The organism is Pseudomonas fluorescens, assembly GCF_000802965.1.
GTDB lineage: Bacteria > Pseudomonadota > Gammaproteobacteria > Pseudomonadales > Pseudomonadaceae > Aquipseudomonas > Aquipseudomonas fluorescens_A.
The window spans coordinates 25,473-46,728 of the sequence record NZ_JSAK01000034.1; the positions used below are offsets into that span (position 1 = coordinate 25,473).

Sequence of the window (21,256 nt, forward strand, 5' to 3'; positions counted from 1 at the left end):
CTCGGTGGCGTTAATTGCGACGGAGTAATGACATGAGCTGGTCCTTTGAAACCGATGCCCAATTCCAGGCTGAACTCGACTGGATGGATGAATTCGTGCGCACCCGCGTTGAGCCGCTCGACCATATTCTGGACTGCGCCTATGACGTGAAGAACCCGGCCAACGTGCGCCTGGTGCGGCCATTGCAGGCTGAGGTCAAGGCCCGTGGCCTGTGGGCCAGCCATTTGGGACCTGAACTCGGCGGGCAAGGTTTTGGGCAGGTGAAGCTGGGCTTGATGAACGAAATTCTCGGGCGCTCAGACTTTGCCCCGATCGTATTCGGTTGCCAGGCGCCTGATACCGGCAATGCGGAAATCCTCGCCCACTTCGGTACCCCGGAACAGAAGCGACGCTGGCTGGAACCGTTGTTGGCCAACGATATTGTTTCGTGCTTTTCAATGACTGAACCCCAGGGTGGTTCAGATCCTCAGGTGTTCACCACTCGGGCTGTCCTCGAGGGTGACGAGTGGGTCATCAATGGCGAAAAGTGGTTTTCATCCAACGCTCGCTATGCCGACTTCTTCATCGTGATGGCCGTGACCGATCCTGAAGCCCCACTGATTTCCAGTCAGTCGATGTTTATCGTTCCGGCAGGTACACCGGGCCTGGAGATTGTTCGTGATGTGGGCTTTGCCTCCGAGAAAGTCGCCACCCATGCCTACGTGCGCTACACCAACGTCCGCGTGCCGGCCGATCATATTCTCGGTGGCGTCGGCCAGGCCTTCGTGGTCGCACAAACACGCCTTGGTGGAGGTCGCATTCACCATGCGATGCGCACTATCGGTGAGGCAAAAATGATCCTCGACATGGCCTGCGAACGGGTACTGTCGCGGGTGACCAAGGGCGAACGCCTGGCCCGCAAGCAGATGGTGCAGGAGAAGATCGCTGACAGCTGGATCGAGCTGGAGCAATTCCGTCTGCTGGTATTGCGAACTGCCTGGCTGATTGACAAACACCAGGACTACAAACGCGTGCGCAAGGACATCGCTGCCGTCAAGGCCGTCATGCCCAAGGTCCTGCACGATATCGCCTCCCGCGCCCTGCACCTGCATGGCTCGATCGGCGTGTCCGATGAAATGCCATTTGTACATAGCGTGGTCAACTCGTATTTCCTGGGACTGGCCGACGGTCCTACCGAAGTGCACAAAGTCACCGTGGCCCGAGAGATTCTCGATACCTATCAGGCGTGCGACGAGTTGTTCCCGGCGTACCACCTGCCGCGTCAACGTGCCCGTGCATTGAACCAGTACGGCGATGTGCTCGAAGACCTGCAAGGTGTCCTGTGACGGGCGCTCTTGGCATGAATGACGGGAGTGCCTGATGAGCAAAATGGAAAACGGCCTGGATTGGCAGACACTGGTGGATATCCCTCGGCTGCAACGGTGGATGGACGTCGAAGGGCTGGGCGAGGGGCCGATCAGTGGTGCGCAACCACTGGCCGGTGGCACCCAGAACCTGCTACTGCTTCTGCACCGTAGCGGCCGCGACTATGTCCTGCGCCGGCCGCCGCTGCATCCGCGCATGGACGGCAACGCCACGATGCGCCGTGAAATGCGGGTCTTGCAGGCGCTGGCCGCCACCGACGTGCCGCATGCGGGATTCATCGCCGGGTGTAAAGACACTGAGGTGTTGGGTTCGGCGTTTTATCTGATGGAGCCCATTGAGGGGTTCAACGCGTGCGAGCGGATGCCGGCCCTGCATGCCGGCGACCTGGCCGTACGGCATGCCATGGGCCTGGCCTTGGCTGATGGTGCCGCGGCCTTGGGACGGGTCGATCTGGCACGGGTTGGCTTGAGCGACCTGGGCAAGGTCGAGGGTTTCCTCGAACGCCAGGTCCCGCGCTGGCAAGCGTTGCTCCATAGTTACGAGGAGTTCACCGGCTGGAGTGGTTCGCAGGCGTTGGGCGATGTGGGCGCCATCGGGCGTTGGCTGGAGCAACGACGACCCCCAACGTTCGAACCGGGACTGATGCATGGTGACTATCACTTGGCCAACGTAATGTTCCGCAATGACGGGCCGCAATTAGGTGCCATCGTCGACTGGGAAATGACCACGGCAGGGGATCCATTGCTGGACCTCGGCTGGATGCTCGCGACCTGGCCGGATGCTGATGGCATCGCCACGGGCCCGGCTACCCCGCAGCCATGGAGCGGATTTCCTGACGCCGGGGCGCTGATAGCCCGTTACGCCATGGGCAGTAAACGCGACCTGAGCCACGTGCAGTGGTACGCGGTTTTGGCCTGCTACAAGCTGGGTATCGTGCTTGAGGGTACCCACGCTCGTGCCTGCGCCGGCAAGGCATCTAGAGAAATCGGGGTGCAGTTGCATCAGGCTGCGCTGAAGCTTTTCGAACGTGCAAGCCAGTGGATCGAAGGCAGGCGCTGAGAAAAGAGGACGCTTTGCAGCCAGAGGCAGCAAAGCGTCCTCATTTTCAATCAATGCGTTTGACGGCCGGTGGTACCCATTCGCCGTTAGTTACTTCCGATTTCGGCGCGTATAGGCGCAATGCCAACTTGAACCCACCTTGTGCTGGCGTCGGCAGCCAGTTCGCTTTCTTGTCGCCTCCTGGCGAATCCTTCTGGATGTAAAGCGTGAGAGAGCCGTCGTCGTCAAATGTGAGGTGACTTCGATCACCCAATGCGTAACGGTTTAGCGTGTTGGGAACCAGATACGATTCCTTGTCGTACATCGTCAAAGACCAGAAGGCATTGACTGGAGGCAGCTGCTCCTTGGTGAAGTGCAGGACGTATCGGTGAGCCGCGTCATAAGGTTTGCCGTCGCCGTCTATCAGCGATAGTGGATAAAAGGCGTCCTCGATCAAATTGCCACCGACACCAAAATAGGTCCATGCGGCCCGATAGGTGTACTGGGTGCCATAGCGACCCATGTCACGGGTCAGGTTCCAGCCGTTTACTCGCTTGCCCAGTTTTGCTTCTTCGTCGTGAACAGCTTGTCGACCTTCTGCAACCCCGCGCTCGATCGCCTGTTGTACTTGCGGTGTGAATCGCTGCATGTCGAATGCTACGCCGGGCTTGATACCTATCTGCGCAATTCGAGTCATCACAGGGCTGTCCGCCGGGTAGGGTGGGTTATGCACCATCAATGCATTCAAACGTTGAAAAAACACTTGAGCCGGCATGACGTCCACTTGGGCCGGCACGGGGGTCTTGCTATCCACACCGGGTTTAAGCGGCAGGTTGTCCGGTGGTGTGTAGGCATTGCCCCACGCCGAAAGCGGCACCAGTTTGTACTGGTCTTGCAGCGCGTGAACGGCGGCGTAATCCTCGGTTCCTGCGGTATAGGTGCGGCCCCCCAGTAGCGCAAGACTGGTAGGCATGCGCAGTTCGGTCATGCCCTTGGGCAACGTCCCGCGCCAGTCGGGGCCAACGATGGCGAACGTGCCACCTTTGCCACCCAGTGTGCGCGAGCCGGGCGCGTGCGGCACGTTGTTCCATGCGTCGATCAATTGCATGATCCAGAACCGGTCGCCCATCGGCGGGACGAACAAAACCATCGGTTCTCTGGATAAATCCAGGTTGGCCAGCGAATACAGCGTGTCGACATTCAGACCGACGACGGTCTTGTTATCCGCGTTGGGAAACTCGCGATAGTGGACGAACTGGTTGAGGGGCGCTTGAAGCTTTCCGACCTTGGTGACGTGAGTCTGTATGTCACTCTGGGTCTGTATGTACACCAGCGGCAAGCCAAAGACATAAGCCTCCTTCGCCAGGGTTTGCGCTTGCTGCGCAGAGACCGGCGCGTTGATCGCAGCGCTGGTCAGACCGGCCGGAGCGCACAGGCTCAGAGCCACGCAACACTGTTTTAATAACCGGCGCAGTCGAGGTGAAGATGCACGACGATGTTGATTGATCATGATTACCTCTGGATGGCTGCACAGGTCGAAACACCGCCTATAGCTTAGCTTGCCAATGTTATATGGCGTATTCGGGCCACCTGTCAGTGGTTAACCTTCCCCCCAAAAGGGGGGTGTGGCGGGTGAGTGCGCGGGCTTAACCTGACGCCCGAGGCAACACTTCAAACGGTCGTCGAGATGACAAAATTAAAAAGGTAGGCATCGTGGAACGTACTATTTCCACCCTGGCGGGCACATCTCGCAGGCTTGATGGCGGCATTTTGTTCGGCCAGACCCCGCGCCGGCGTTGGGCAGATTTGATGAGGCCCGACCACGACAACCTGGTGGAGATCGCGGCGCGAACAATGCTGGTGCAAGAGCAGGGCAAGAACACGCTGGTCATGGCTGGCGCCGACGGGCTGCTGGTAGCTGCGAATCGCAATTGCCGCTGTCAGCCGCGCAAACCGGGATTGCTCGAAAGTCTGGCGCAACATGGTCTGGATGAAAACGCGGTGGACGCCGTGGTGTTGACCCATCTACAGGCGCATCTTTCCAGTGAACTCAGTGAACTGATCAGGGACGGGGAGATGCCACGCCTTTTATTTCCCCGCGCGCGTTACTTCTGCGGCGAACGTCATTGGCTGCGGGCACGCCATCCGCATCCACGCGACCGGGATTTGTTCGTTTCACCTCTAAATCACCGGCTTGAAGGCAGTGGGCGATTGACGTTGATCGGTGATTCCGGCTGCGAGGCGTTCGGTGAGGGCTGGCGGTTTCACACCAGCGATGGTTATACCCCGGGACAACTGTTGCCCGAAGTTCAACTGCCTGGTGGTCCGGTGTTGTTTGCGGGCGATCTGATACCAGGGACCCATTGGTTGAACCTGGCAATGACCAGCGCGTTTGACCGCAACCCTGAATGCGTGATCGATGAAAAGGAGCACGTGCTCGACAACCTTGTGGCCAACGGTGGACGTCTGTTTTTTGCTCGCGATCCCGATGTGACGATGGTCAGGGTAATGCGCGACCGACAATCGCGCTATATCCCCTTTGACTATTACAGAACGTTGAGCCGCTTCGACAGCTGAGTGCTGCATGGTTGAGTGTTTGTATTTGCAAACATACAAATTGAATCGGTCCAAGAGTTGAAAGCATCGGATAGCTGCTTCTGGCCGATTGCTGTTGAAGCGCAACTCCGCTTAGGTCGAAAACCGAATAGATGCTTCTAACGGAAGTATGGAAAGTATGTCTATTAATGGTCACTATTTTTTCACGACAAAGTCGGCGAATTCCGGGCTTCGAACTACCCCCGGTCATCATGCCTAAAAAAAGAACCTCTACCGGGGGGGGGTAGTAGCACGTCAGTGGCGTGCAACTACTGGCATGGGTGGTGGGGGGAGGCGTCGAATGTTTCAGGCCCCTCGCCAGCAGCGCCAGCAAAGGCCCGGAAAACCTTCCCGTTGTTCACGGCGTGGCCGTAAGTGATGTCGTCGATTGAATCGACCAGACAGGCCGTCACCACGGCATCGGCACTGCGCATCACTACGCGGCCACACTCCGCGTCTTCCTCAGTCAGGAACGGCCCCAGCAGCGCTTTGGGCACCTTGGGATGGGTGACGTACCAGACAGAGGCTTTCTTTGGGCTGAGCGAATCCGCCAGCGGTTGAACGCTGTTTTGAATGTTCATGGGTTAACCCCTCAGTTCGATAGCTTCGAGCTGCTCGTTAAACGTACTGACCTGGGTATCAAGCGTGGTGCGACGCCATGGGCGTGTTCTCGTAGCTGGCGCGCAGGTCGGCACCAGCCAAGCAGTGACGAACTCTCGGCGCGTAGCAGGCCCGACAGGCCATGATGTGGTTGAGGTATTGGTCACGAGCGTGGCGCCACTCAGGTGTGGCAGTTTCGGCGGAGCGGTGCGTTCCATGGTCGTGTGTCGCCGTTTGCTTGAATCGGTCAATCGCTGGCGCTGGTGGTGCCTCCCAACCGTAGGAGCGAATCAACCGAGCCGCTCGACCGATGGGGCCCATGGTGGCCAATTCCTCGGCGGTCACTCGGCCCGTCTCGATCAGCCAGGCAGGTGAGCATCCCAGCACATCGGCCAGCCTCTCCAGCCAACGGGTGGCGTCGAGCTGGTGTGCAGCGTTCCGTTGCCCTGGTGCGATGTCGTCATGAATGATCAGTGACGGTGCGCTGTGGCGCAGGAAGTTGCCCAAGGCGGGCAAGTCGAGGCGATCAGTCAAAAACCACCTCTTTTTGCATGTTTTTCGAAGGTGAAAACAGGGTGATCCCCAATAGATACGGGGCTTTCGTTGTTGTCGGGTGGTCAAAAATCGGTGTTGGGTATGTTGTTTTGCGTGAAGACATGGAAGACATGGAAGACAGCCAGTAAATACGGGGCCTACAGCTGTCTTCAATGATGAAAACGATGGAAGACAATGAAGACAGAACAGGTATCAAGATTATTTGACTGTCTTCTGTTGTCTTCCATCTGTCTCCTATCTGTCTTCCATCCTGAATTGCTTGCAGGCCGCATAAATACAGGCTTTTTCTGGCTGTCTTCCATGTCTTCAACCCATTTCCGGTTGTGGTTGCTTGATTCAACACGGCTACTCCTCCAAAGCGGCTTGCAAGGCAGCGGGGTTGATAACGTAAACGTAGGGTCGACCTTCTCCGGGGATGCGCACCTGCTTGCAGGCACTGCCATTGGTGCGGTGCTCCTCAATGGCCCCGGCGTTGTCCAGGCAGGCCAATACGCGCTTGAGGTCAAACCCTTGGGCCGCCTCGGCCAAAGCGTCAGAGTTGAACAGGTACAAGCGGCCATCGCCGTGAGCGCGGTACCAGCCCGCACGGTTGTGAGTCGGCGCGGTGTCGGTGCCTTCCGCGTTGGCGAAGCGGGAGACGTGACGATCAATGAACCCCAGCACGGCGCGCAGAATCTTGATGTCCTCCGACTGGCCGCGCCCACGGTAGTCGGCCCAGTCGTTGTACAGCTCCACCATGGCTTCGCGCGCCGTCCCCGGTGCCCAAGGCAGCAACCCCGCCTGTATCGCCATTTCACCGGCCAGCGCCGCGATAGCAAAGCGTGCGGCGGCGCGTGCCTCCTGCCCTGTGCCGACGGGGAACGCTTTGCGCATCTCGGCGTAGACCGCCCTTAATTCTAGATTGGCGCGCTCGATCTCCTCGGCATTCATCGGACTGCCATCGGGACGCTGGACACGCTTTATTAGCAGCTCGACAAAGGCCGGGCCAAGATGCCCATAGTGCTTGGCAGCGGCATGTTTTAGGGTTTCAGCGAAGACGCGACCGGCCCCCTTGCAGTCCTCCACGTTGTTCGGATCGTGCGGCAGTTCCAGGCCGTGCAGATTGTCGAAGACGCCGTAATGCCGATTGACCGGAACGTCGAGCAGGCGCAGTTCCTGACCGGCCTTGATGTGCGCGCCAGCAGTGGCCATGTGTTTGCCAATGGTGTATTCACCGCTGGAAAACACAATGACGCGCCACTTCTGTGTGGGACGTGGCAATCCCGACACCTTGCCGCGCTGGCGTCCGGTGCCGTTGCCCAGGGCGTAAATGATCCCGCCCAAGTCCTGTGGCTTGGCCTCGCCGATTTCGTCCAGCACCAGCAAGGTGTCATTGCGCAGGGTGGCCACGCCTTCCAGTCCGGTGCTGGTGGCGTTCCAGGTGCGCCAGAAGTCGAGTGGCTTGCCCCACACACTGGCAGACGCCAAGAGCGCGATGCTCTTACCACCAGAGCTGTCACCCAATAAGTGAAAGCCGCCACCATCCATATCCAATTGAGCTAGCAGCGGGCCGGCCAGCGCGGCGCAGACAGAAAGAATCAGCACGGGGTTGCCAACACAGCGATCTGCCACCTCGGCTTGCCAGGCGGTTAAATTACCTCCCTGTGAGTATTCGTGACCGCCCGATTCAGACGACTGAAACACCACGTCGCCGGCGCCAATGACCTTGCGCGGCATCACGAACAATGCCGGCCCGTGCCAGCCGGTGCGGGTGGCGGCCATGGCATGGCGTTTCGGGTTGCTCGCCATGATGTAATCCATCAGCGCCCGGCGCTGGCCAAACGGAATGGTGGCGCCGAGGTTGAGCAGCACCGCGCGCAGTTCGGAACCATCACCGGCCAGCATTTCCATGGGGGCGGCCCATTCGCGCCAGCCGCCGCCACTGGACATCAGGCGAATCAGGCGTCCGAAGTTTTCCCCGCGTTCGTCGCTGGTGATCGCCATGATTTCCAAAGGCGAGCAGATCAAGTTGTCCGTCTCCTTTTCGTCGCGGATGCCGTGGAAGTACAGCCCCGGTGGCAGGATGTGGCCACACTCGGTTTGCACCCAAGTGGAATAGGTCGCATAGCAGGGACGCGACGGTGTGACCGTGCGGCGCGGATTGACCACGGATGCCAAACGCTTGTCAGGCGCTTTAGCAGCCTTCGCCGGACGCTTGCTGGCGGGCTTTCTTTCGCTATCGCTGGCGGAACCAACGGCGCGGGCTGGCTCGTTTGGGAGTGTGGTGTCAGTCATGGTCGGGGCCCCGTTGTGTGAATGGTGAGGCGGCGACAATGAGCGCTTGCAACGGCTTGATGGTCTGCGCCAGGTGCTGGCGGGCGGCGTCTTTGTCGATGGCCTTCTCCAGCGCCAGCAACGCGTCTTCGATTGCCGGAAACAGCTCGCGGCAGCCAGGCGGGAGCAGGTCGATGAAGCTATTCAGCGCGGCATCGATGTCGACGTGATTGGTCGTCAAGGCTGGGCGATCAGACATGGGGGTTCTCCTGGCTGGCAATCCAGCACTGCAAGTCGTTGAAGTCGGTAAGGTGGTCGGGCGCATTGGCGGGCCACTCGGGAAATACCGCAAAACAGGCCGCCGCTACGGCGGTGGCGTTGGCGGCTTTGCGTCCGGGGTTGCCGGAAGTTAGGCGGTCGTCGTCCCCGGCGATCAGCAGGTCTAGGCCCTCGGCGAATCGCTCGCGCAACGCCAGCGCCAGTGGCTGAAGGTTCCCGGCATTCATCGCACAGGCCACACCATAGACGCCCCGGTATTGCTCGATCAGCGTGGCGCCCGTAGCGAACCCCTCGCAAATGAACAGCGTATTGCTGGGGTCAATCTGTCCCAGCAAATGGAAGGCGCCTTGCACCTGACCACCGAACAGAAAGCGTTTGCTCCCGTCGGCGCCGATACGTTGCAGGTTGACCAGATCGCCCGCCACGTTGCGCAGGGGCACCAGCAGTTCGTCACCGCGCTGGCGCAGGTCGTGCGGGCCTACACGCTTGGCCACCAGATACGGGTGTGCAGGGTCGGCGGGGCGAGCGTTGCGCCAGAGATATGCGGCACGTTGCGCGGCCTTCTGCTGGCGCTGGAGACGTTCGGATTCGCGCAGGCGCCGGGCTTGCTCGATGCGCTGGCGCACCTGTTCGGCTTCGCGGTGATCGGCAGGTTCGCGACTGCTCCAGGTGTTGGAGCCGCCAGTCTTCCAGCTACCGAACGCACCCGAGGCGATGCCATCCAGATACAAGATGTACCAGCCGTTGAGGCTTCCGGGCTTGTCATCAGGTACACGGAAACGGTGAATGGTGCCATCGGCCACAGGCAGCCAATTAAGCGGCCCGTAGACGGCCTGCATGGCAGTGCAGAACGCTGGGCGGCAGTCGGATGGAGTCGTAAGGTATTGCTGTGAGTTGTTGTGAGAGTCCAGCCAGTTCCTCAGCGGGCTTTGTTTTTGGGACATATGTTTATGAGACATAGCTAGTCCTCATGGGGCGTTTTCTGGGCAAGCCGGGAGCGCCCCGCTGATATGCAGGTTGGGTCGTTATGGGCGATTACAGGGGTTGTTCAGGAGGCGAGCAGGGGTGGGATTCCGCATTTTCTTTGTATTGAGTGGGGTGGGATTCCTTACTCATTTTGTAGCGAGTGTCGCGTGCTGCGATCTTGGCCGCCAGGTACGCTTCGACCTCGGCCACGACATAGTAAACGGCGGCTTGGCGGCTTTCGCCGTATTTGATCGGTTGTGGGAAGTCTGGGTCGTTTTGCTTGAGTTTTTCCCCGCCGGAACGAGAAACTCCCATCAATTTAAAGGTATCAGGTTGTGGAATCAGACCTTTGTCGATGAGCGATTGCGATAGCATTTTGGGTGTCTCCAAATGTGTATGAACACCCATACGTTAGGAGTCACAACGAGCACCTGCTCAAGCTTGTGTTCGCTTTTTTTACTTGAGCCCTGCCTCACGCAAGATTCGCCGAACCGTGGTTGGGTGAAGTTTGGTCAGCTCGGCAATCTTTGCAGCGATGCCACGCTCTGACATTTTTGTTTTCAGTGTGTGGAACATTTTTATTACTTCGGCGTGATCCACCTCTTTTTTTTGTTTCCGCTGCTCCCCTGTCACACGTCCGCCTGATTTTCTTTGTTCGCGTTTCTGCTCCAGGAGCTGAGGGATCATCTTGTATTCATCCATCGGTAAGTTTTCGAGCTTCCTTTCTGCGTCCAAGCACTCTTGATAATCGGCATAAAGACTGGCCCCTATATGCCCAATTAACTTGCCAAGGGGTAGAAACGGCTGAGTGATTTGTTGAAACGACTGAGCGAGTCGCTGGGAAAGCTCGTTGAGCGCCTGCTGTTTTTTGTCTTCTTTCATGGGTCGGCGTGCCTCCATATGACGCCCTATAGAGTAGGTCAGCAGGTGGGGGTACGCCTTCGAAAGTGAGTTAGCCGCGCAGGATCGACACCACGTTGTCGCCTTCGGCCTCCGGGTGGGCAAAGTCGTATGGGGTAATGTGCTGTTTCCGATTGGCGTCCAGGTAGTCGGCCCACCACTGCATCATAAGCCGGCGCTCCTCCATGTGTTCAGCCAGGTGGGTATAGGCGCCTCGCGTTTTGTTGCGCTCTAGGTGGCTCATTTGATGTTCTACCGCGTCTTCGCCCCACAGCCTGGATACCGTCAGGGCGGAGCAGGCCATGGCACGGAAGCCGTGGCCGCACAATTCCGTCTTGGTGTCGTACCCCATCAGGCTGAGGGCCTTGTTCACAGTGTTCTCCGACATCGGCTTCCAGTAGTAGTGGTCGCCGGCAAACACCAGGTCAAGGTGTCCGGTCATCTGCTGTATTTGCTTAAGCATGGCGACGGCCTGTCGGCTCAGCGGCACCACGTGGGCTGTGGCCATCTTGGCGCCTCGATGGGAGTATTTCACGCCCTCGATGGGTGCCCGCTTGCCGGGGATCGTCCATACACCCCGTTTCAGATCGATTTCAGGCCAGCGGGCAAAGCGCAGTTCACTGGAGCGGATAAACAGCAGCAGTGACAGGTGAACCGCCAGACGAGTGAGTGGACGCCCTTTGTAGACTTCGAGGCGCCCCAGCAGGTCGGGGATTTGATCGAAGGGCAGTGCAGGGCGGCGCTTGGTTTTTCCCGTGGCGGTCGTGCCCACTAGGTCGCGGGCTGGGTTGCTGTCGATATGGCCGTGTTGAACGGCATAGCGCATGATGCCGTCTTGGTACTGGCGCAGGCGATTGGCCAGATCCAGGGCGTCGAGCTTTTCCACGGCCTTGAGCGGTGCGACCAGGTCGCGGACTTTCAGATCGGAGACGGGGCGGGCTCCAAGGCTGGGGAAGAGGTGGGTTTCCAGTCGGCGCAGGACGCTATGCGCGTACCCCTCCGACCACTTGCGGGCGTTCGTAGCGTGCCACTGAAGCGCCAGCGCCTTGAAGGTGTGATTGCGGGCATTGGACACCTCGACCTTGGCTTGCTTGGCGTGCTCGATGGGGTCTTGCCGGTGGGCCAGCAGCTCAAGGGCATCCGCTCGACGTTCACGAGCGGCCTTCAGGCCTAGCGCAGGATAGTTTCCAAACGTAGCCAGCCCCTCGCGGCCATCAGGACGGATGAACTTGAACCGCCAGGTTTTCACTCCAGAGGGTTTTACTAGCAGGAACAGGCCTTGGCCGTCGAATAGCTTGTAATCCTTGTCGCGGGGCTTGGCTGCCTCGCACTTGGAATCGGAAAGGGGGGTGACGGTGCGCGCCATAGGGGTATGCCTCCAAATCGAACCGGCGTACCCCTTCACGTACCCTTAAACAGTGAAGGTATCCGGGTGCATAAATATACACCCAGAAACGACAAACCCCGCACTAGGCGGGGCTTGCGGCTGCTTTTTGGTCATGTGTGAACATGTAAAAGCATGAAAATTGCTCCACGACCTGGACTCGAACCAGGGACCCAGTGATTAACAGTCACTTGCTCTACCAACTGAGCTATCGCGAAATGGCGCCTATGTTACTGATTCAAAAAGAGAAGTCAAGCGTCTGATAGCAACTTCACGGTTTCATCGGGACGGACGGTGGTTTCTCGGTGATTGGCGGTTACCAGAATCGTCTCAGGGGTCTACCATGGCCGCCCGGAAGTGGTTACACGCGCTACCGTCCATTCGCCGAAAAGGTAAGCGCCATGTCTCGTTTGACCACCACAACGCCTCGAAACAACGAGGTGCTTGCATGAGCATCGCCCAGATCAGCCTGCCCAAAGGGGTAGGCCCGCACGCCGAGAAGCTGTTCGACGCCATCACTCAGGCCAGCACCGCTGACGAATTAAATCGCGCGGGCGGCAAGGCCGAGGGGTTTGTCCTGGGCCTGGAAAGCACCAAGGCGATCAAAAGCCAGGTCGCGGAATCGCTTTACGTCGCCTATGACGACGCCGCCAGCCAGCGCGCGAGCGAGTTGGCTTAACCGCCGAAAGTGATCGTGCCCATCATCAGTTTGGCGTAGAGCGCCGTAGCGCCCAGTTGCACCAGCCACAAGGCCAGACCGCCGAGAAACACGCCGGCAGCGACTTGCATCACCAGGTTGTTGCCTCGTTGTTTGGCTGGGGTGCGAGGAGTAAAGCGGTCCAGGTCGTCAAGGTCATCGCGGTCAGCGCGAAGGTCATCGTTTTTCATGTGGGTTCTCTTTGAAAATCTCGGATGTACACGAAACCTGTAGGAGCCGGCTTGCTGGCGAAGAGGCCATACATTCAACATTGATGTGTGATGATTGATCGCTATCGCCAGCAAGCCGGCTCCTACAGTAGATAGCGTGCAGTTTAAGGGCTCGGTCGCCGCTTTGAGATTTATCTGCGACAAATAAAAAACGGGAAGCCAGAAGGCTTCCCGTTTTTCGTATCACGGCGCGGTTCAGATCACCTGAACGATCGCATCCGTCACAGCTTTGATGTTGCTCTGATTCAACGCAGCCACGCAGATACGACCGGTGTCCAGCGCGTAAATGCCGAACTCGTTGCGCAAACGGTGAACCTGTTCAACGCTCAGGCCGGAGTACGAGAACATGCCACGCTGACGACCGACGAAGCTGAAATCACGTTGCGGTGCGTTTTTCGCCAGGGTCTCGACCATCTGGGTGCGCATGCCACGAATGCGCAGGCGCATTTCGGCCAGTTCGGCTTCCCACTGGGCGCGCAGTTCCGGGCTGTTCAGTACAGCAGCAACGATGCTTGCACCGTGGGTCGGCGGGTTGGAGTAGTTGGTGCGGATCACGCGTTTGACTTGCGACAGCACGCGCGCGCTTTCCTCTTTCGATTCGCTGACGATCGACAGGGCGCCAACGCGCTCGCCGTATAACGAGAACGATTTGGAGAACGAGCTGGAGACGAAGAAGGTCAGGCCCGATTCCGCGAACAGACGCACGGCAGCGGCGTCTTCGTCGATGCCATCGCCGAAACCTTGATACGCCATGTCGAGGAATGGCACATGGTTTTTCGCTTTCACTACGTCCAGAACGTTTTTCCAGTCCGCCGGGCTCAGGTCCACGCCGGTCGGATTGTGGCAGCAAGCGTGCAGCACAACGATCGAGCCGTTTGGCAGGGCGTTCAGGTCTTCCAGCAGACCGACGCGGTTCACGTCGTGGGTCGCGGCGTCGTAGTAGCGATAGTTCTGTACCGGGAAACCGGCGGTTTCGAACAGCGCACGGTGGTTTTCCCAGCTCGGGTCGCTGATCGCCACGACGGCGTTCGGCAGCAATTGCTTGAGGAAGTCGGCACCGATTTTCAGGGCGCCAGTGCCACCAACGGCCTGAGTGGTGAGGACGCGGCCGGAAGCGATCAGCGGGGAATCATTGCCGAACAGCAATTTTTGCACGGCCTGGTCGTAGGCAGCGATGCCGTCGATTGGCAGGTAGCCACGGGAAGCATGTTGAGCGACGCGAATGGTTTCGGCTTCGACAACGGCGCGCAGGAGTGGAATTTTCCCCTCCTCGTTGCAATAAACACCGACGCCCAGGTTGACCTTATTGGTACGGGTATCGGCGTTGAATGCTTCGTTGAGGCCCAGGATTGGATCGCGTGGTGCCATTTCGACAGCGGAGAACAGGCTCATTTTTGCGGCGGCTCTGAATGGAGGATGGAGGGACGTGTCGCGCTCCAGCCGAATGCACTAGAGCGGTGCACAAACGGGGAGCTAGTATAGAGGCCATCCGCGATTGATGGCGACAGACGATTCGGCTTTTAAGGTAAGTTTTTCCGATTATTTTTCGACCGTTAGTCGATTGACGTCGTCAAAGACTTCAAGGGATGTAGGACGTTTGCCTTGAAAGCTAGGGCAATCGGCTCCACATTGAGCACAATCCAGTTTTTTCCTCGGGCGACGTCGGTCGTTTGCGGTCTTTCTCGTTGCTGTCCGGTTTGACCGGTCAGGCGCGACCCCAGGGGTATTGAATGTCTGAATTCCAGTTAGTCACCCGCTTCGAGCCCGCCGGCGATCAGCCGGAAGCCATCCGCCTGATGGTCGAGGGCATCGAAGCCGGGTTGGCGCACCAGACGTTGCTTGGTGTGACCGGCTCGGGCAAGACCTTCAGCATCGCCAACGTGATAGCCCAGGTGCAGCGTCCGACCCTGGTGCTGGCACCGAACAAGACCCTGGCGGCGCAGTTGTACGGGGAGTTCAAGGCGTTCTTCCCGAACAACGCCGTGGAGTATTTCGTTTCCTACTACGACTACTACCAGCCTGAAGCGTACGTGCCGTCCTCGGACACCTTTATCGAGAAAGACGCCTCGATCAACGACCACATCGAGCAAATGCGTCTTTCCGCGACCAAGGCGTTGCTGGAGCGCAAGGACGCGATCATCGTCACCACGGTGTCGTGCATCTACGGTCTGGGCAGCCCGGAAACCTATCTGAAGATGGTTCTGCACGTGGATCGCGGCGACAAGCTCGATCAACGTGAGTTGCTGCGACGTCTAGCTGACTTGCAATACACCCGCAACGACATGGAATTCGCTCGTGCGACGTTTCGTGTGCGCGGCGACGTAATTGATATCCACCCGGCGGAATCCGACTTCGAAGCGATCCGCATCGAGCTGTTCGATGACGAAGTGGAAAGCCTGTCGGCATTCGATCCGCTGACCGGCGAAGTCATCCGCAAACTGCCGCGCTTCACGTTCTACCCGAAAAGCCACTACGTGACGCCACGGGAAACGCTGATGGGCGCCGTCGAGGGCATTAAGGTCGAGCTGAAAGAGCGCCTGGAATACCTGCGTTCCAACAACAAACTGGTGGAAGCCCAGCGTCTGGAGCAACGCACCCGATTCGACCTGGAGATGATCCTCGAACTGGGCTATTGCAACGGCATCGAAAACTACTCACGCTATTTGTCCGGTCGCGAAGCCGGCGCGCCACCACCGACCCTTTACGATTACCTGCCGGCAGACGCCTTGCTGGTGATCGACGAATCCCACGTCAGCGTGCCGCAGGTCGGCGCGATGTATAAGGGTGACCGCTCCCGTAAAGAGACACTGGTGGAGTACGGTTTCCGCCTGCCCTCGGCGCTGGATAACCGGCCGATGCGTTTTGACGAGTGGGAAAGCATCAGCCCGCAGACGATTTTCGTCTCGGCGACACCGGGCAACTACGAAGCCGAGCACGCCGGGCGCGTCATTGACATGGTGGTGCGTCCGACCGGTCTGGTCGACCCGCAAATCGAGATCCGCCCGGCACTGACCCAAGTCGACGACTTACTATCGGAAATCAGCAAGCGCGTTGCGCTGGAAGAACGGGTGCTGGTCACCACGCTGACCAAGCGCATGGCCGAAGACTTGACCGATTACCTGGCAGACCATGGCGTGCGCGTGCGCTACCTGCACTCGGACATCGACACCGTGGAGCGGGTCGAAATCATCCGCGATCTTCGCCTCGGCACTTTCGATGTGCTGGTGGGGATCAACCTGCTGCGCGAAGGCCTGGACATGCCGGAAGTGTCATTGGTGGCGATCCTCGACGCCGACAAGGAAGGCTTCCTGCGTTCCGAGCGCTCGCTGATCCAGACCATCGGCCGCGCCGCGCGAAACCTCAACGGCCGGGCGATTCTGTATGCCGACCGCATCACCGGTTCCATGGAGCGCGCAATCGGCGAGACCGAGCGTCGGCGCGACAAGCAGATCGCCTTCAACCTGGCCAACGGCATTACGCCAAAAGGCGTGTTCAAGGACGTCGCCGACATCATGGAAGGCGCGACCGTGCCGGGCTCGCGCAGCAAGAAGCGCAAAGGCATGGCCAAGGCCGCCGAGGAAAACGCCAAGTACGAAGCCGAATTGCGCTCACCGGGCGAGATCGCCAAGCGCATCAAGGCGCTGGAAGAGAAGATGTATGCGTTGGCGCGTGATCTCGAGTTTGAAGCGGCAGCACAGATGCGCGATGAGATCGGCAAGTTGCGGGAGCGGTTGATCACGGTTTGATCTTCAGCGTCTGTCAGGGCCTCATCGCGGGCAAGCCCGCTCCCACAAGGATTGAAGTTGTTCACATAGTTTATGGTCGACACATACCCTGTGGGAGCGGGCTTGCCCGCGATGAGGTCAGTGATAGCGCTGAAGAATCAATGTGCTTCGCCAGCCTTCACCCCCACCGGCAATTTCCGGGTCAACAACACCGCCAACATGCTGATCCCCAGCGCAATCCCGACAAAATGAAACGCATCGTTGTAGGCCATGATCGACGCCTGCTGATGCGCTATCTCACTGAGCTTGCCCAACGCCGCCGTTTCGTTGCCCAGCCTGTCGGTCAATGACGCCAGGCGTTCGGCCACCTGAGGGTTGCTCGGTACGATGGATTCGCGCAAGTAATCAAAATAGGTCTTGGTTCGCGCATCCAGCAGTGTCGCGAGCAGGGCGATGCCGATCGCACCGCCGAGGTTGCGCAGGATGTTGAACAGGCTCGATGCCGAACCCGCATCTTGCGGCAGGATGTAGGTGGTGGCGATCAACGAGATGGTCACCATGATCAGCGGTTGACCCAGGGCGCGGAGCAACTGGATCTGATTGAATTGCGGCCCGGCGAAGTCCGGGTTCAGCACCCCTGAAAAGAAACTCGCCATCCCGAACAGCGCGAAACCAAACGTACACAGCCATTTCGGCGAGATGTACTTCATCAGCTTGGGCACCAGCGGAATCAAGAACAGCTGCGGCACGCCCATCCACATGATCACTTCGCCGATTTGCAGCGCGTTGTAGTTCTGGATTTGCGCCAGGTACAGCGGCAACAGGTAAATCGAGCCATACAAACCGACGCCCATCCCAATACTGGAAATACTCGATAAGCCGAAATTGCGATTACCGAGAATGCCAAGGTTGATCAGCGGATTGGGTTTGGAGAACTGCACGATCACAAAGGTGATCAGGCTGATCAGCGCGATGCTGCCGAGGGTCACGATCAGGTTCGATTCCAGCCAGTCCTTGCGGTGGCCTTCCTCCAGAAATACTTGCAAACAACCGAGGCCGACGCCGAGTGTGACGATGCCGGCGTAATCGGTGCTTTTCAGCAGTTCCCAATGTGCTTCTTTCTTCTCCAGGCCGTACATCAGGCCGGCGATCATGATCAGCCCTGGCGGTACGTTAATGTAGAAGATGTATTCCCAGCCCCAGTTTTCGGTGAGCCAGCCGCCCAGTGTCGGGCCGATCGAAGGTGCGAAGGTGGCGGTCATGGCAAACATCGCCATGCCTTTGGCACGGTGATGCTCGGGAAGTTTGATCAGCGTGAGGGTGAATGCCAGCGGGATCAGTGCGCCCCCGGTGAAGCCCTGCAAGGCACGAAAGACGATCATGCTTTCCAGGCTCCAGGCCATGGAGCAGAGCAGGGAGGCAGCAAGAAAACCGAGGGATACCCATACCGCCAACCGTCGCGCCGACAGCAGCTGCACCAGCCACGCAGTCAGCGGAATCATGATGATTTCCGCGACCAGGTAGGAGGTGGAAATCCACGAGCCTTCTTCCAGGGTCGCCGACAGCGCACCCTGAATATCCTTGAGCGACGAGTTGGTGATCTGGATATCCAACACCGCCATGAACGCGCCGAGCATCACGCTCATCACCGCGATCCAGTCCCGCCGCGTCGGTTCCCCGACCGGGCGGATCAGTTGATCACCGGCCATCTTCAGGGGCGTCTTGGCTGCTCAATTTGGCGCTGGCGTTTTCCGGGGCATCCTTGATATTCACCTTGGCGGTGACCGACATGCCCGGGCGGATCTTGCCATGTAGGGGATTGTTTGCGGCGAAGGTCAGTTTTACCGGAATCCGTTGAACGACTTTGGTGAAGTTGCCCGTGGCATTGTCCGGTGGTAGCAGGCTGAACTGCGCACCCGAAGCGGCGAACAGGCTGTCGACCCGAGCTTCGATCGGCGTATCACCGTAAGCGTCGAAGGTCAGTTCGGCCTTCTGGCCGGGCTGCATGTGGCCGATCTGGGTTTCCTTGAAGTTGGCCTGAATCCAGATGTCCTCATCGGGCACGATCGACAGCAAATAGGCGCCGGCCTGCACGTATTGGCCTTCGCGGGCGGCGCGCTGGCCAATCAGGCCGCTGATGGGTGCGTGAATTTCGCTGCGGGTCAGGTTCAGCTCGGTCTGTGCCAGATCGGCCTTGGCATTGGCGATCTGTGCGTCCAGGCGTTTGATTTCGGCGGTCAGTGCGTTGACTTGCTGGCGCTGGCCCTGGGCATCTGCCTGGGCCTTGGTCAGTTGTGAGCGGGCAATGTGGTTGTCGGCGGAGAGGGTGGTGACCCGTTCTTCCGAGACGTAGCCGGGTTTGCGCAAGGTCTCTGCTCGGGTCAAGTCGATCTGCGAGCGACTGAGGCTCGCCTGGGTGGACGCGACTTGCGCATCGCTGGCGGCAATCAGGCTGGCCTGCTGTGTGAGTTTGCTTTGGGCTTGCAGGCGTTCGGCCTGGCGGGTGGCGAGTGCCGCGTTGGCGCGGTCGACGGCGAGGCGGAAATCATCGCCTTCGAGCCGGATCAGCAGCTGGCCTTTCTCGACGTGCTGGTTGTCCTGCACCAATACTTTATCGATGCGCGCACCCAACTGGCTCGACACGCGGGTGATCTCCCCCTGGACATAGGCGTTGTCAGTGCTTTCATAAAACCGTCCCTTGAAAAACCACTGGGCGAAAAAGCCCCCGGCGATCAGCAGGACAATTAACAGGAAAATGGACAGGCGACGCTTGAGTTGGGCAGGCATGGGGCAAACTGTAGTCGAGAATATGTAAGGAAAGTTATCAGCAGGTGAATCTGGCATACAGCCGATAAACGGTAAATGCCATCGGCTGATATTCGGCCATTCACCACGCTATACGGGCGTTGTAGACGCAACCTTGGCTTAAATGCCCTGTTCACTGGAGCGGGGCGGGTGTCGCCTGTTACCATTCGCCCTTTGTTTGATCTTCTTTTCGAGACTTGCCATGACCACCGTCCGCACGCGCATCGCGCCATCGCCTACCGGGGACCCCCACGTAGGTACCGCTTACATCGCATTGTTCAACTACTGCTTTGCCAAGCAGCACGGCGGTGAGTTCATCCTGCGGATCGAAGACACCGACCAATTGCGTTCGACCCGTGAGTCCGAACAGCAGATTTTCGACGCCCTGCGCTGGTTGGGCATCGACTGGAGCGAAGGCCCGGACGTCGGCGGCCCGCACGGTCCGTACCGTCAAAGCGAGCGCGGCGAGATTTACCAGAAGTACTGCCAGCAACTGATCGAAATGGGCCATGCCTTCCCGTGCTTCTGCACCGCTGAAGAGCTGGACCAAATGCGCGCCGAGCAAATGGCTCGCGGCGAAACCCCGCGTTATGACGGCCGTGCGCTGCTGCTATCCAAGGAAGAAGTGGCGCGTCGCCTGGCCGCTGGCGAGCCGCACGTGATCCGCATGAAGGTGCCGAGCGAAGGCGTCTGCGTGGTTCCGGACATGCTGCGTGGCGACGTGGAAATCCCGTGGGACCGCATGGACATGCAAGTCCTGATGAAGACTGACGGTCTGCCGACCTACTTCCTGGCCAACGTGGTCGACGATCACTTGATGGGCATCACCCACGTATTGCGTGGCGAAGAATGGCTGCCATCGGCGCCGAAACTGATCCTGCTGTACGAGTACTTCGGCTGGGAACAACCAGAGCTGTGCTACATGCCGCTGCTGCGTAACCCGGACAAGAGCAAGCTGTCCAAGCGCAAGAACCCGACCTCGGTGACCTTCTACGAGCGCATGGGCTTCATGCCGGAAGCAATGCTCAACTACCTGGGCCGCATGGGCTGGTCGATGCCGGACGAGCGCGAGAAGTTCTCGCTGCAGGAAATGGTCGACAACTTCGATCTCAAGCGTGTTTCCCTCGGCGGGCCGATTTTCGACATCGAGAAACTGTCGTGGCTCAACGGCCAATGGCTGCGCGACTTGCCGGTGGAAGAATTTGCCGCTCGCGTGCAGAAGTGGGCGTTCAATTCCGAATACATGATGAAGATCGCGCCGCACGTTCAGGGCCGGGTCGAAACCTTCAGCCAGGTCGCACCGCTGGCCGGGTTCTTCTTTGCCGGTGGCGTGAATCCGGATGCGAAGCTGTTCGAATCGAAGAAACTGTCGGGCGATCAGGTTCGTCAGTTGATGCAGTTGATCCTGTGGAAGCTGGAAAGCCTGCGTCAGTGGGAAAAGGACAGCATCACGGCAACGATTCAGGCCGTGGTCGAGTCTCTGGAACTGAAGCTGCGTGACGCCATGCCGCTGATGTTCGCTGCGATCACAGGCCAGGCCAGCTCGGTGTCGGTGCTTGATGCGATGGAAATCCTCGGTCCGGATCTGACGCGTTTCCGCTTGCGCCAGGCCATCGACTTGCTCGGTGGTGTGTCGAAGAAAGAAAACAAAGAGTGGGAAAAGCTCCTCGGCGCTATCGCCTAAACGCTTTTGATTTACTGTAGGAGCTGGCGCAGCCTGCGATCTTTTGATCTTGCTTCTAAAAACCAACGTCAAAAGATCGCAGCCTGCGGCAGCTCCTATAGGGCGCATATGTTGCAAACCTCTCGATTTTCGGGGAGAGGGCGGTAAGTGGTTGTTATGTCGGCAAAAAATTTTAAATTT

The 21,256-nt window shown here is 58.8% G+C and carries 20 protein-coding genes and 1 tRNA gene; 6 read left to right on the forward strand and 15 right to left on the reverse strand.

Features of this window, described 5'->3' with window-relative positions:
* Window positions 1-32: 32 nt before the first annotated feature.
* Window positions 33-1,325 (forward strand): acyl-CoA dehydrogenase family protein, encoded by a 1,293-nt coding sequence (locus NL64_RS25770; RefSeq protein ID WP_034150893.1) that lies wholly within the window; start codon window positions 33-35, stop codon window positions 1,323-1,325.
* 34 nt (window positions 1,326-1,359) lie between these two features.
* On the forward strand, window positions 1,360-2,424 hold the full coding sequence (locus tag NL64_RS25775; RefSeq protein ID WP_007942989.1) for a phosphotransferase family protein: 1,065 nt from the start codon (window positions 1,360-1,362) through the stop codon (window positions 2,422-2,424).
* Window positions 2,425-2,470: 46 nt separating this feature from the next.
* Here NL64_RS25775 and NL64_RS25780 read toward each other — a convergent pair whose 3' ends face one another.
* The gene (locus tag NL64_RS25780) at window positions 2,471-3,913 is read right to left on the reverse strand and encodes a DUF1254 domain-containing protein (RefSeq protein WP_080758132.1); all 1,443 of its coding nucleotides are present in this window, start codon (window positions 3,911-3,913) and stop codon (window positions 2,471-2,473) included.
* A gap of 203 nt (window positions 3,914-4,116) precedes the next feature.
* Between NL64_RS25780 and NL64_RS25785 the strand changes: the two genes are divergently transcribed.
* Complete coding sequence (locus NL64_RS25785) at window positions 4,117-4,980, forward strand: MBL fold metallo-hydrolase (protein WP_007942986.1); 864 nt, start codon at window positions 4,117-4,119, stop codon at window positions 4,978-4,980.
* Window positions 4,981-5,267: 287 nt separating this feature from the next.
* Here NL64_RS25785 and NL64_RS25790 read toward each other — a convergent pair whose 3' ends face one another.
* The 10 genes from NL64_RS25790 to NL64_RS25830 all read right to left on the reverse strand — a co-directional run bounded on the left by NL64_RS25790 (window position 5,268) and on the right by NL64_RS25830 (window position 12,153).
* Window positions 5,268-5,579, reverse strand: coding sequence for a hypothetical protein (locus NL64_RS25790; RefSeq protein WP_052321309.1), 312 nt, complete (start codon window positions 5,577-5,579; stop codon window positions 5,268-5,270).
* Between the two features lie 58 nt (window positions 5,580-5,637).
* Window positions 5,638-6,132: a hypothetical protein gene (locus tag NL64_RS30245; protein WP_034150894.1), complete on the reverse strand. Its 495-nt coding sequence runs from the start codon at window positions 6,130-6,132 to the stop codon at window positions 5,638-5,640.
* Window positions 6,125-6,493 (reverse strand): hypothetical protein, encoded by a 369-nt coding sequence (locus tag NL64_RS30250; RefSeq protein ID WP_155292791.1) that lies wholly within the window; start codon window positions 6,491-6,493, stop codon window positions 6,125-6,127. Before NL64_RS30250 ends, NL64_RS30245 begins: the two co-directional genes overlap by 8 nt.
* Window positions 6,494-6,498: 5 nt before the next feature.
* Window positions 6,499-8,427 (reverse strand): DUF927 domain-containing protein, encoded by a 1,929-nt coding sequence (locus tag NL64_RS25800; protein ID WP_080758134.1) that lies wholly within the window; start codon window positions 8,425-8,427, stop codon window positions 6,499-6,501.
* Window positions 8,420-8,665 (reverse strand): hypothetical protein, encoded by a 246-nt coding sequence (locus NL64_RS25805; protein ID WP_034150895.1) that lies wholly within the window; start codon window positions 8,663-8,665, stop codon window positions 8,420-8,422. Before NL64_RS25805 ends, NL64_RS25800 begins: the two co-directional genes overlap by 8 nt.
* Window positions 8,658-9,524 carry a toprim domain-containing protein gene (locus NL64_RS25810; protein WP_034150896.1) on the reverse strand — a complete coding sequence of 289 codons (867 nt, stop codon included), beginning with the start codon at window positions 9,522-9,524 and terminating at the stop codon, window positions 8,658-8,660. Before NL64_RS25810 ends, NL64_RS25805 begins: the two co-directional genes overlap by 8 nt.
* 196 nt (window positions 9,525-9,720) lie before the next feature.
* A complete protein-coding gene (locus NL64_RS30720) occupies window positions 9,721-10,026 on the reverse strand; it encodes a helix-turn-helix transcriptional regulator (protein ID WP_367379625.1) in 306 nt (101 codons plus the stop codon).
* Window positions 10,027-10,107: 81 nt separating this feature from the next.
* Window positions 10,108-10,533 (reverse strand): hypothetical protein, encoded by a 426-nt coding sequence (locus NL64_RS25820; protein WP_034150897.1) that lies wholly within the window; start codon window positions 10,531-10,533, stop codon window positions 10,108-10,110.
* Window positions 10,534-10,603: 70 nt separating this feature from the next.
* Window positions 10,604-11,917 (reverse strand): tyrosine-type recombinase/integrase, encoded by a 1,314-nt coding sequence (locus tag NL64_RS25825; protein WP_034150898.1) that lies wholly within the window; start codon window positions 11,915-11,917, stop codon window positions 10,604-10,606.
* A gap of 163 nt (window positions 11,918-12,080) precedes the next feature.
* Window positions 12,081-12,153: transfer RNA gene (locus NL64_RS25830), tRNA-Asn, on the reverse strand.
* A 230-nt stretch (window positions 12,154-12,383) separates the two neighbouring features.
* Here NL64_RS25830 and NL64_RS25835 point away from each other — a divergent pair.
* The gene (locus NL64_RS25835) at window positions 12,384-12,614 is read left to right on the forward strand and encodes a hypothetical protein (RefSeq protein WP_019649343.1); all 231 of its coding nucleotides are present in this window, start codon (window positions 12,384-12,386) and stop codon (window positions 12,612-12,614) included.
* Here the strand turns inward: NL64_RS25835 and NL64_RS25840 are convergent.
* Together NL64_RS25840 and NL64_RS25845 are read right to left on the reverse strand one after the other, a co-directional pair.
* Window positions 12,611-12,823 carry a hypothetical protein gene (locus tag NL64_RS25840; RefSeq protein WP_034150899.1) on the reverse strand — a complete coding sequence of 71 codons (213 nt, stop codon included), beginning with the start codon at window positions 12,821-12,823 and terminating at the stop codon, window positions 12,611-12,613. The two genes, NL64_RS25835 and NL64_RS25840, sit on opposite strands and share 4 nt — an antisense overlap.
* A gap of 234 nt (window positions 12,824-13,057) precedes the next feature.
* Window positions 13,058-14,254, reverse strand: a complete 1,197-nt coding sequence (locus NL64_RS25845) for an amino acid aminotransferase (protein ID WP_034150900.1) — start codon at window positions 14,252-14,254, stop codon at window positions 13,058-13,060.
* A 338-nt stretch (window positions 14,255-14,592) separates the two neighbouring features.
* Between NL64_RS25845 and uvrB the strand changes: the two genes are divergently transcribed.
* Window positions 14,593-16,608: an excinuclease ABC subunit UvrB gene (uvrB, locus tag NL64_RS25850; RefSeq protein WP_034150901.1), complete on the forward strand. Its 2,016-nt coding sequence runs from the start codon at window positions 14,593-14,595 to the stop codon at window positions 16,606-16,608.
* A gap of 137 nt (window positions 16,609-16,745) precedes the next feature.
* On the opposite strand, the gene NL64_RS25855 is transcribed toward uvrB, so the two are convergent.
* Both NL64_RS25855 and NL64_RS25860 read right to left on the reverse strand, forming a co-directional pair.
* Complete coding sequence (locus NL64_RS25855) at window positions 16,746-18,236, reverse strand: MDR family MFS transporter (protein ID WP_172668709.1); 1,491 nt, start codon at window positions 18,234-18,236, stop codon at window positions 16,746-16,748.
* Window positions 18,237-18,285: 49 nt separating this feature from the next.
* A complete protein-coding gene (locus NL64_RS25860) occupies window positions 18,286-19,374 on the reverse strand; it encodes an HlyD family secretion protein (protein ID WP_034150903.1) in 1,089 nt (362 codons plus the stop codon).
* Between the two features lie 220 nt (window positions 19,375-19,594).
* On the opposite strand from NL64_RS25860, the gene gltX reads away from it, so the two are divergent.
* The gene (gltX, locus tag NL64_RS25865; protein WP_034150904.1) at window positions 19,595-21,076 is read left to right on the forward strand and encodes a glutamate--tRNA ligase; all 1,482 of its coding nucleotides are present in this window, start codon (window positions 19,595-19,597) and stop codon (window positions 21,074-21,076) included.
* Window positions 21,077-21,256: the final 180 nt, after the last annotated feature.